Raw genomic sequence first — 10073 nt, forward strand, 5'->3', positions numbered from 1 at the left:
TGACGCGCACCAGGAAGGTCACCGCTTCCTTGCCGTCGATCACGCGGTGATCGTAGCTCAGCGCCAGATACATCATCGGGCGGACTTCGATCTTGCCGCCGACGACCACCGGGCGCTCCTGGATCTTGTGCATGCCGAGAATGCCGGACTGCGGCGCGTTCAGGATCGGCGTCGACATCAGCGAGCCATACACACCGCCATTGGAAATGGTGAACGTGCCGCCCTGCATCTCTTCGATCTTGAGCTGACCGTCACGGGCGCGCCGGCCGAAGTCGGAGATCGAGGTTTCGATTTCGGCGATCGACTTGGTGTCGCAGTCGCGCACCACCGGCACCACCAGGCCCTTGTCGGTGCCGACCGCGACGCCGACGTGATAGTAGTTCTTGTAGATCAGGTCGCTGCCGTCAATCTCGGCGTTGACGGCCGGGATGTCCTTCAGCGCCTGCACGCAGGCCTTGGTGAAGAAGCCCATGAAGCCGAGCTTGGCGCCGTGCTTCTTCTCGAACACATCCTTGTACTGCGCGCGCAGCGCCATGACGTTGGTCATGTCGACCTCGTTGAAGGTCGTCAGCATCGCAGCGGTGTTCTGAACTTCCTTGAGCCGGCGCGCGATGGTCTGGCGCAGCCGGGTCATCTTGACGCGCTCTTCGCGCGCGGCATCGTCGGCCGGCGACGGCGCGCGGACCTGCACGGCGGCGGCGGGCTGGCTGACCGGCGTCGGAGCGGAGGCGGCCTTCTCGATCGCCGCCAGCATGTCGCCCTTGGTGACGCGGCCGTCCTTGCCGGAGCCCGGCACGGTCGAAGCATCAACGCCGCTCTCGGCCGAGAGACGACGCACCGACGGAGCCTGCGGTGCATCGGCCGGCGGCGCCTTGGCGGCAGCCGGGGCCGCGGGAGCGGCGGCCGGAGAAGGCGCAGCCGCGGGGGGCGCGGCCTTGGCGGGCGCCGGTGTGGCCGCAGCCGGCTTGGCGGCACCGCCGCCCTCCGAGATCTGGCCGAGCAGCGCGCCGACCGCGACGGTCTCGCCGTCCTTGGCCACGATCTCGCCGAGCGTGCCGGCGGAGGGCGCCGGCACTTCGATGGTCACCTTGTCGGTTTCGAGTTCGACCAACGGTTCGTCCACCGCCACCGCATCGCCCGGCTTCTTGAACCAGCGGCCGATCGTCGCCTCGGTCACCGATTCGCCGAGGGTCGGAACGCGAATATCAGTCATCGTTTGTTTTCCTCTTGCGGCGCGGCGGCTTGGTGCCGGCGCCAGCCCATGAATCCGTACTCAGGAATTACGAAGGGTCGCCGTGCCGGCGACCCTCACGCGTCTCAGCGCAGCGCCTCGTCGAGGAACGCCTTGAGCTGGGCGACATGCTTCGACATCAGGCCGGTCGCGGTAGCGGCCGAAGCCGGACGGCCGACATAGCGCGGACGACGGTTGGTCGCGCCGGCCTGGTTCTGCACCCACTCCAGATACGGCTCGATGAAGTGCCAACCACCCATGTTGCGCGGTTCTTCCTGGCACCACACCAACTCGGCGTCCTTGAACCGCGACATCTCGTGCACCAGCGTCTTCAGCGGCACCGGATAGAGCTGCTCGACGCGGAGCAGATAGATGTCGTCGACGCCGCGCTTCTCACGCTCCTCGTAGAGGTCGTAATAGACCTTGCCCGAGCAGACCACGACACGGCGGATCTTGGCGTCCGGCACGAGCTTGATCTTCTCGTCCGGCAAGGTCTGGGCGTCGTCGAGCAGCACGCGGTGGAAGCTGGTGCCGGGGCCGAGTTCGTCGAGTCGCGACACCGCCCGCTTGTGGCGGAGCAGCGACTTCGGCGTCATCACGATCAGCGGCTTGCGGATCTCGCGCTTGAGCTGCCGTCGGAGCGCATGGAAGTAGTTCGCCGGCGTGGTCGGATGCACCACCTGCATGTTGTCTTCGGCGCACATCTGCAGGAAGCGCTCGAGGCGAGCGGAGGAATGCTCGGGGCCCTGGCCTTCGTAGCCGTGCGGCAGCAGGCACACCAGACCGGACATGCGCAGCCACTTGCGTTCGCCCGACGAGATGAACTGGTCGAACAGCACCTGGGCGCCGTTGGCGAAGTCGCCGAACTGGGCTTCCCACAACGTCAGCGTGTTCGGCTCGGCCAGCGAGTAGCCGTATTCGAAGCCGAGCACGGCTTCTTCCGACAGCAGCGAGTTGATCACCTCGTAGTGGCCTTGATCCGGGCCGAGGTGATTGAACGGCGTGTAGCGGGTCTCGTCTTCCTGATCGATCAGCACCGAATGACGCTGCGAGAAGGTGCCGCGTTCGCAATCCTGGCCGGACAGCCGCACGCGCTGGCCTTCGTTCAGCAGCGCGCAGAACGCCAGCGCTTCACCGGTCGCCCAGTCGATGCCGATACCGGAATCGATCGCCTTGGCGCGGTTTTCCAGGAAGCGCATCACGGTGCGATGCAGCCGGAAGCCTTCCGGCACCTTGGTGATCTTGGCGCCGATTTCCTTCAGCGTCTTCAGATCGACGCCGGTGATACCGCGGCGCGGGTCTTCTTCCTGATCGGCGGACTTGAAGCCGGCCCACTTGCCGTCGAGCCAGTCGGCCTTGTTGGGCCGATAGGACGAGCCGGCTTCGAGCTCGGCGTCGAGCCGGGCGCGCCAGTCGGCCTTGGCCTTCTCGACTTCGCCCTCGGTGATCACGCCGTCGGCAATCAGGCGCTTGGAGTAGAGCTCCAGCGTGGTCGGATGGCCGGCGATCTTGCGATACATCGACGGCTGGGTGAACGACGGCTCGTCGCCTTCGTTGTGGCCGTGCCGGCGATAGCAGAACATGTCGATGACGACCGGCTTGTGGAACTTCTGCCGGTACTCGACCGCGATCTTGGCGGCGAACACCACCGCTTCCGGATCGTCGCCATTCACATGGAAGATCGGCGCGTCGATCATCTTGGCGACGTCCGACGGATAGGGCGACGACCGCGAATAGCGCGGATAGGTCGTGAACCCGATCTGGTTGTTGACGATGAAGTGGATCGAACCGCCGGTACGGTAGCCCTTCAGGTCGGACAGCGCGAAGCATTCCGCGACGACGCCCTGGCCCGCAAAGGCGGCGTCACCGTGCATCAGCAGCGGCAGCACCGAGACGCGCTCTTCCGGCAGATCGCCATGCTGGTCCTGCTTGGCGCGGACCTTGCCGAGCACCACCGGATCGACGATCTCAAGGTGCGACGGGTTGGCGGTCAGCGACAGATGCACCTTGTTGTGGTCGAACTCGCGGTCGGACGAGGCGCCAAGGTGATACTTGACGTCGCCCGAGCCTTCGACCTCGTCAGGGTTTGCCGAGCCGCCCTTGAATTCATGGAACAGCGCGCGGTGCGGCTTGCCCATCACCTGGGTCAGCACGTTGAGGCGGCCGCGATGCGGCATGCCGAGCACGATTTCGCGCACGCCGAGATTGCCGCCGCGCTTGATGATCTGCTCGAGCGCCGGGATCAGCGCTTCACCGCCGTCGAGGCCGAACCGCTTCGTGCCGGTGAACTTCAGGTCGCAGAACTTCTCGAAACCCTCGGCCTCGACCAGCTTCATCAGGATCGCGCGGCGACCCTCGCGGGTGAAGGTGATTTCCTTGTCCGGCCCCTCGATCCGCTCCTGCAGCCAGGCCTTCTGAGCGCCGTTCGAGATATGCAGAAACTCGATGCCGACGGTCTGGCAATAGGTGCGCTCGCAGATCGCCACAATGTCGCGCAGGGTCCCGTATTCGAGGCCGAGCACGTGGTCGAGGAAGATCTTGCGGTCGAGATCGGCCTCGGTGAAGCCGTAGCTGCGGATGTCGAGCTCTTCGTGATCCTTGGCCGGCTCCAGCCCAAGCGGGTCGAGCTTGGCGTGGAAGTGGCCGCGCATGCGGTAGGCGCGGATCAGCATCAGGGCACGGACGGAGTCACGCGTCGCCTGATTGACGTCGGCAGTCGACAGCTCGACGCCCTTCGCCTGCGCCTTGGTCTGAATCTTCTGGCCGACGGTCTTCTCGACCTGGGCCCAATTGCCGTCGAGCGCCGAGGTCAGATCGTCGCGCGGCGTCAGCGGCCAGTTCGCCTTCTCCCAGGACGGGCCCTCGGCGTTCTTCTGGATATCGCCCGGATTGTCTTTCAGACTCTGGAAGAATGCCTGCCAGTCGGCATCGACGGAAGACGGGTCGTTTTCGTAGCGGGAGTAGAGATCGTCGATATAGGTGGCATTGGCGCCCTGCAAAAACGAAGAGAGGGCGAAAGCGGCATTCGCGTCCTGGCGAGACATGATTGCTTCCTGATTATGATTATCGCGTCGGACACGCGATAAGCTGATCCGGTTACCGGATCAGCAACATAGTGCACCTTTTACCGAATTTCATGGAAATGTAAGCTCGGAACTACACAAGGGTTGAATTAGGACTTCAACTTTTCGGCAAGCGTCTTGCCGAGCCTTGCCGGCGACGGCGATACGGTGATGCCGGCGGCTTCCATCGCGGCGGTTTTCGACGCGGCGTCGCCCTTGCCACCCGAAATGATCGCACCCGCATGTCCCATACGCCGACCGGGAGGGGCGGTGACGCCGGCGATGAAGCCAACCGTCGGCTTCTTGCGGCCGCGCTTGGCCTCGTCGATCAGGAACTGGGCCGCGTCTTCTTCGGCCGAGCCGCCGATCTCGCCGATCATGATGATCGACTCGGTCTTGTCGTCCGCCAGGAACATCTCCAGCACGTCGATGAACTCGGTGCCCTTGACCGGGTCGCCACCGATGCCGACCGCGGTGGTCTGGCCGAGGCCTTCGCTGGTGGTCTGGAACACGGCCTCATAGGTCAGCGTGCCGGAGCGCGACACGATGCCGACCGAGCCCGGCTTGAAGATGTTGGCCGGCATGATGCCGATCTTGCAGGCGCCGGCGGTCATCACGCCCGGGCAGTTCGGCCCGATCAGCCGCGACTTGGAACCGGCCAGCGAGCGCTTCACCCGCACCATGTCGAGCACCGGGATGCCCTCGGTGATGCAGACGATCAGCGGGATCTCGGCGTCGATCGCCTCGCAGATGGCGTCCGCGGCGCCCGGCGGCGGAACGTAAATCACCGAGGCGTCGGCGCCGGTCTTCTGCTTGGCCTCGGCCACGGTGTCGAACACCGGCAGGCCCAGATGGGTCGAGCCGCCTTTGCCAGGCGAGGTGCCGCCGACCATCTTGGTGCCGTAGGCGATCGCGGCTTCCGAGTGGAAGGTGCCGTTCTTGCCGGTGAAGCCCTGGCAGATGACGCGGGTGTTGTTGTCGATCAGGATGGACATAGGAGAACTGCTTTCGCGGTCGAACGGGTTGGTCGGAAGCGAGCGAGGCCGTTGCGGCCTCAGGCTCCCTTGACGGCGTTGACGATCTTCTGCGCGGCGTCGTCGAGATTGTCGGCGGGCAGCACGTTGAGGCCGGAGTGCTTGATGATCTTCTTGCCCTCTTCGACATTAGTGCCTTCGAGGCGGACCACCAGCGGCACCGACAGACCGACTTCCTTGACGGCCGCGACCACGCCCTCAGCGATGACGTCGCACTTCATGATGCCGCCGAAGATGTTGATCAGGATGCCCTTCACGTTCGGGTCGGCGGTGATGATCTTGAAGGCCGCCGTCACCTTCTCCTTGTTGGCGCCGCCGCCGACGTCGAGGAAGTTGGCCGGCGACATACCGTACAGCTTGATGATGTCCATCGTGGCCATCGCCAGGCCGGCGCCGTTGACCATGCAGCCGATGGTGCCGTCGAGCGTGACGTAGTTGAGGTCGTATTTCGACGCCTCGATTTCCTTGGCGTCTTCCTCGCTCTCGTCGCGCAGCGCCTGGATGTCGGGGTGGCGATACAGCGAATTGCCGTCGAACGACATCTTGGCGTCGAGGCACTTCAGATCGCCCTGCTTGGTCAGCACCAGCGGATTGATCTCGAGCATATCCATGTCTTTGGCGACGAACGCCGCGTACAGCTTGGTCACAAGCGCTTCGGCCTGTTTGGCCTGCTCGCCCTTGAGGTTCAGCGCCTTGGCGACGGCACGGCCGTGATGGCCCATGATGCCGGTCGCCGGATCGACCGTGAACGACACGATCTTCTCGGGGGTGTCGTGGGCGACGTCCTCGATCGACATGCCGCCTTCGGTCGACACCACGAAGGAGACCCGCGACGTGGCGCGGTCGACCAGCAGCGACAGGTAGAACTCCTTGTCGATCTCGGAGCCTTCCTCGATGTACAGCCGGTTGACCTGCTTGCCGTCGGGACCGGTCTGCACCGTCACCAGCGTCGCGTGCAGCATCTGCTGGGCGAATTCCTTGACCTCGTCGACCGACTTGGCGAGGCGGACGCCGCCCTTGTCGCCGGCGGAGGCTTCCTTGAACTTACCCTTGCCGCGGCCGCCGGCATGGATCTGGCTCTTCACCACCCAGACCGGGCCGCCGAGCTGCTTGGCGGCACCTTCGGCCTCGGACGCCTTGAAGATCGGATAGCCGTGCGACACCGGAACGCCGAATTCGCGCAGCACCGCTTTGGCCTGGTATTCGTGGATATTCATCGATTGCCCCTCGCCAGATCGCATCCAGCCGGTTGAGTTGTGGCGCGCCCCTTTGGGAGCGCGCCACGGTCAGTTCAGGTCCTTAGTGCCCCAGCAGATCGGGGGCGATCTTCTTGCAGGCGTCGACCAGGCCCTGCACGGCGCCGACCGACTTGTCGAACGCCTCGCGGTCCTTGCCGGCCAGCTCGATCTCGACGATGCGCTCGACACCCTTGGAGCCGATCACCACCGGCACGCCGACATACATGTCCTTGACGCCGTATTCGCCGGTGAGGTGCGCCGCGACCGGCAGCACCCGCTTCTTGTCCTTGAGATAGCTCTCGGCCATCTGGATCGCCGAGGCGGCGGGCGCGTAGAACGCCGAGCCGGTCTTCAGCAGGTTGACGATCTCGGCGCCGCCATTGCGGGTGCGATCGACGATCTCGTCGAGGCGGGCCTGCGAGGTCCAGCCCATCTTCACCAGATCCGGCAGCGGGATGCCGGCCACGGTCGAGTACTTCACCAGCGGCACCATGGTGTCGCCGTGGCCGCCGAGCACGAAGGCGGTGACGTCTTCGACCGAGACATTGAACTCATCGGCCAGGAAGTAACGGAAGCGCGCGGAGTCGAGCACGCCGGCCATGCCGACGACCTTCTTGGCGGGCAGGCCGGAGGCCTTCTGCAGCGCCCACACCATCGCGTCGAGCGGATTGGTGATGCAGATGACGAACGCATCCGGCGCGTACTTCTTGATGCCGGCGCCGACCTGTTCCATCACCTTGAGGTTTATGCTCAGCAGGTCATCGCGGCTCATGCCCGGCTTGCGCGGCACGCCGGCGGTGACGATCACCACGTTGGCACCTTCGATCGCCTCGTAGGAGTTGGCGCCGGTCAGGTTGGAGTCGAAGCCATCCACCGGCGACGATTCCGCGATGTCGAGCGCCTTGCCCTGCGGCACGCCCTCGGCGATGTCGAACATCACCACGTCGCCGAGCTCTTTCAGCCCGATCAAGTGAGCCAGCGTTCCGCCGATCTGACCAGAGCCGATCAAAGCAATCTTGTTACGCGCCATGGGGAAACAGTCCTTTGAGCCCGAAGGAGGGAGGGGTGGGAAATCCGCTTGGGTGGTTATCCCTTTCGCCGGGAGCGTTCAAGTCGGGCCGGGTTCATTTCTTGGCCAGCGGCCCTGCCAAAGGCGCTCCTCATGTCTCGACGAGGCCGGTGGTCGCGCCGGTTGCGGCGGAGTCACTACGCCCGTGCGGCAGCGCCAGGTACGATTCCGAGCCCATTTCGATCAGCCGCGACACGGTGCGATTGAACGCCATCGCTTCGTAACCATCGGTGGCGCGGTAGAGGTTTGCCGGCTCCGCCGCCGCCGATGCCATCAGCTTGACGGCGTTATCGTAAAGCGTGTCGATCAGCGTGATAAACCGTTTGGCGGCATTCCGGTCGGCGTAGTCCATCACCGGAATGTGGTCGATGATCAGCGTGTGGTACTCGTGCGCCAGTCGCAAATAATCCGACGCCCCGAGCGGCGTCTCACACAGATCGGCGAACGCAAACCGCGCGACGTGATGATCGGCCCGCGGAATATGCAGCAGCCGGCCCTTGATCGAAATGTCACGCGGCGCACCGGGGGCGTTTCCGGTAATCCGGTTCCAGGCGCGATCGAGCGCGGCAGTCGCCTCGGGATCGTCCGGCGTCAGCCAGACCTTCATGCCGGCGAATTTCTCCAGCCGATAATCCGTCCGCGCATCGAGCCGGATCACCTGCATGTGCTGTTTCACCTGACCGATGAAGGGCACGAACAGCGCGCGGTTGAGGCCGCCTTTGTAGAGGTCGTCGGGCGCCACGTTGGAGGTCGCCACCACTACGGTGCCGAGCTCGAACAGCTTGCCGAACAGCCGTGACAGGATCATCGCATCGGCGATGTCCGTCACGTGAAATTCATCGAAGCACAGCAGCCACGCCTCGTCGAAAATCGACGCGGCCGTCAGCGCGATGACGTCGCCGTCGGGGATCTCGCCGCGCTTGATGTTCTGCCGGAACGCGTTGATGCGCTCGTGGGCCTCGGCCATGAATTCGTGGAAGTGCGCGCGCCGCTTGTGCTGGACCGGACTGGCGTCGAAGAACAGGTCCATCAGCATGGTCTTGCCACGCCCGACCTCGCCATGGACATACAGCCCCTGCGGCGGCTCGGGGTCGCTGCCGCCGAACAACCGGCCGAGAAAGCTTTGCTTTTTCGGAGGCTTATAGCTCGCGAGGAGTTCGTCGAGCGCGCCCAGGGACTCGACCGCCTGGGCCTGGGCCGGATCGGCCTCGATGGCGCCGGAGGAGACCAGGGACTGATAGTGTTGGCGGAACGAGCGCGGCGGGGACATGGACGCTCTTACCGCCCCACCGCGCTGCAAAAAGCAAGAACTGAATGCTGCTGAGAGCTATGCAGTCCGGACGAGCCGATAATCCGATTGGGATTTCAGCTCGTACGGCGCTTCCACCACGTACGGCCCACCGCCGGTCGACGCCCGCGACGAGAACAGCACGAAACGCTCGGCCGTAAAAGCTTTGGTGGGGAAATAGCCGCGGATCGACAGATATTGGGCGACGTCCTGGCAGGATACGTCGCGCAGCCAAGCCAGAGTCACATGGGGCGTGAATTTGCGGCCCTCGGGGTCGAGCCCGACCCGCTGCATCAGCCGCTCCAGCTCGGCCTGCAGCTCGATCAGCGGCCGGGACGGCACCACCGAGGCCACTACCGCGCGCGGCTTGCGGCCGCCGAAGCTCGACAGGCCCTGCAGCTGCACTTCGAACGGCCGGCGGTTGACCCTGAACAGCGTCGAGGCGACCTCGTTGGCCGTGGCGCCGTCGATATCGCCGATGAACCGCAGGGTCAGATGATAGTTTTCCGGCTCGACCCAGCGGGCGCCGGGCAGGCCGCCGCGCAGCGTCGAGAGGGTCTGGGTGATGTCGGCGGGGATCTCCAGTCCAGTGAACAGACGCGGCATCGGAACTCCCCTTTTTTGGGCCCGATCGCGGCGGCTGTCCCTGACGTCCGGGACTTTGCACTCCGCAATCGTCCGGCGAATCAACTGGCCAATTGTGTAGCCGGTTTGTGTAACAAGGCTACCGCGACAACTTCCGCCGGTTGAAAAAGTTGAGGGCAATCCAGCTGTTAAGCATGTTGTGCCGGTTTTTCAGCGCTTCTGCCCAGCCACCGTTCGGAGGAATGCCTCGACGCTGGGCAGAATGTTCTCGACCACGCGGTCGACGCCGGCCGCAGTCGGGTGGAGGCCATCGGCCTGATTGAGTCCCGACACCGTGGCGACGCCGTCGAGGAAGAACGGATACAGCGGCACGTCGTATTGCTTGGCGAGGTCGGGATAGATCGCGTTGAACTCCCGCGCGTAGTCCGGCCCGTAATTCGGCGGCGCCAGCATGCCGGCGAGCAGCACCGGAATGTTGCGGGCCTTGAGCCGCTTGACGATCTCCTCCAGTGCCTGCCGAGGCACTTTGGGATCGGTGCCGCGCAGCGCATCATTGGCGCCGAGTT

8 protein-coding genes are annotated in these 10073 nt (G+C 64.7%); all 8 read right to left on the bottom strand.

Going from position 1 to position 10073, the window contains the following annotated elements; genetic code table 11:
- On the bottom strand, positions 1-1213 hold a 1213-nt coding region (odhB, locus tag ACOJTD_RS01630), incomplete at its 3' end, for a 2-oxoglutarate dehydrogenase complex dihydrolipoyllysine-residue succinyltransferase (RefSeq protein ID WP_420131199.1).
- Positions 1214-1317: 104 nt separating this feature from the next.
- Positions 1318-4275 carry a 2-oxoglutarate dehydrogenase E1 component gene (locus ACOJTD_RS01635; protein WP_420131200.1) on the bottom strand — a complete coding sequence of 986 codons (2958 nt, stop codon included), beginning with the start codon at positions 4273-4275 and terminating at the stop codon, positions 1318-1320.
- 128 nt (positions 4276-4403) lie between these two features.
- Complete coding sequence (gene sucD / locus ACOJTD_RS01640) at positions 4404-5288, bottom strand: succinate--CoA ligase subunit alpha (protein ID WP_420131201.1); 885 nt, start codon at positions 5286-5288, stop codon at positions 4404-4406.
- A gap of 59 nt (positions 5289-5347) precedes the next feature.
- Entirely contained in the window at positions 5348-6544 is a 1197-nt protein-coding gene (sucC, locus tag ACOJTD_RS01645; RefSeq protein WP_420131202.1) for an ADP-forming succinate--CoA ligase subunit beta, read from the bottom strand.
- A gap of 82 nt (positions 6545-6626) precedes the next feature.
- Entirely contained in the window at positions 6627-7595 is a 969-nt protein-coding gene (gene mdh / locus ACOJTD_RS01650; RefSeq protein ID WP_420131203.1) for a malate dehydrogenase, read from the bottom strand.
- Between the two features lie 130 nt (positions 7596-7725).
- Entirely contained in the window at positions 7726-8904 is a 1179-nt protein-coding gene (gene zapE, locus ACOJTD_RS01655; protein ID WP_420131204.1) for a cell division protein ZapE, read from the bottom strand.
- A gap of 57 nt (positions 8905-8961) precedes the next feature.
- On the bottom strand, positions 8962-9528 hold the full coding sequence (gene thpR / locus ACOJTD_RS01660) for an RNA 2',3'-cyclic phosphodiesterase (RefSeq protein ID WP_420131205.1): 567 nt from the start codon (positions 9526-9528) through the stop codon (positions 8962-8964).
- Positions 9529-9717: 189 nt separating this feature from the next.
- The coding region (locus tag ACOJTD_RS01665; protein WP_420131206.1) for a GDSL-type esterase/lipase family protein at positions 9718-10073 on the bottom strand (356 nt) is incomplete at its 5' end.

Source organism: Rhodopseudomonas sp. (genome assembly GCF_048594845.1).
GTDB lineage: Bacteria > Pseudomonadota > Alphaproteobacteria > Rhizobiales > Xanthobacteraceae > Rhodopseudomonas.